This is a genomic window from Actinosynnema sp. NPDC023658, from assembly GCF_040639995.1.
Lineage (GTDB): Bacteria > Actinomycetota > Actinomycetes > Mycobacteriales > Pseudonocardiaceae > Actinosynnema.
The window spans coordinates 1-1,191 of sequence record NZ_JBFAAX010001394.1 but is presented as its reverse complement, the minus strand read 5'-3'; the positions used below and the strand labels follow the sequence as shown (position 1 = coordinate 1,191).

Below are 1,191 nucleotides of genomic sequence, written 5' to 3'. Positions count from 1 at the left end.
GGCGACGGCGCTCACCGAGATCCGGTCCGGGCTGACCGACCTCGAGCACGTGCGCGACCGGATGGCGGGCCTGGAGCTGCTGTCCGGCACCGCGCTGCACGGGCGGGAGCTGACCGAGCTGGCCGTGCACCTCGTCCTGGACGACGGCAACCCCGGCAGGCTGTTCGCCTGGCTGGAGCGCACGCGCGCGCAGACCTACCGCTACGAGCCGCTGACCCACGTCGACAACCCCGAGCTGGCCGAGCGGATCGCGGAGGTCCGCAGCCTCACCCAGTCGATCCACCAGGCCGAGCACGACGGTCACTCGACCGCCGCGCTGCGCGCCCGCCGGGCCGAACGCCTCCGCGAGGCCAACCGGCTCGGCTGGCACACCGGCCGCTGGGGCAGCTCGCGTCCGGTCGCCGGCCTGGACGACGTGATGGCGCAGCTGGGTGACCGGGCGCTGGTCAGCTTCGCGTCGTCCGAGGACTCGCTGGTGGCGGTGGTCGTGCTCGACTCGGGCGTGCACCTGGCCCGGCTCGGGTCGGCCGAGCAGGCGGCCGAGAGCGCGCGGATGCTCAACGCGGACCTGAACGCGCTGGCGCCCGACCACCTGCCGGACCCGCTGGTGCAGGTGCTGTCGGTGTCGGCGCACAAGCAGGCGGACCGGCTCGACGCGCAGCTGATCCGCCCGCTGGTCGAGCTGATCGGCGGGCGTGAGCTGGTGATCGTGCCGACGGGCGCGCTGTACGCGGTCCCGTGGGGCGTGCTGCCCACGTTGCACGCGCGGCCCACCGCCGTGGCCCCGTCGGCCACCGCCTGGTTGGCCGCCGACCGCGCCCAGGGCGGCCCCGCCGAGCGGACCGTGCTGGTCCGCGGTCCCGGGCTGCCCGCCGCCGTCGGTGAGATCGACCGGCTGGGCGCGCACTACCGGTCCGCGGCGCTGATGTCGGGCGGGCAGGCCAGCGTGTCCACGGTGCTGGAGGCGCTGGACGGCGCGGGGGTCGCGCACCTGGCCGCGCACGGCGTCCACGAGCCGGAGAACGCCCTGTTCTCCCGCCTGGAGCTGAGCGACGGCCCGCTGTACGCGCACGAGATGGCGGGCCTCGCGCACCCTGCTGTACGCGAGCTGCCCGACCGGCGAGTCGGCCACGGCGGCCCCGATGGTCTGCGGGCGGGTCGCGTTCATCTGGTTGTAGCCGCCGACGGACT

1 protein-coding gene is annotated in these 1,191 nt (G+C 75.6%); it reads left to right on the top strand.

All coding sequences use genetic code 11. The features are described 5' to 3' along the window. Nucleotides 1–1,191: CHAT domain-containing protein (locus AB0G02_RS41270; protein WP_360806329.1), on the top strand; the 1,191-nt coding region annotated here is incomplete at both ends.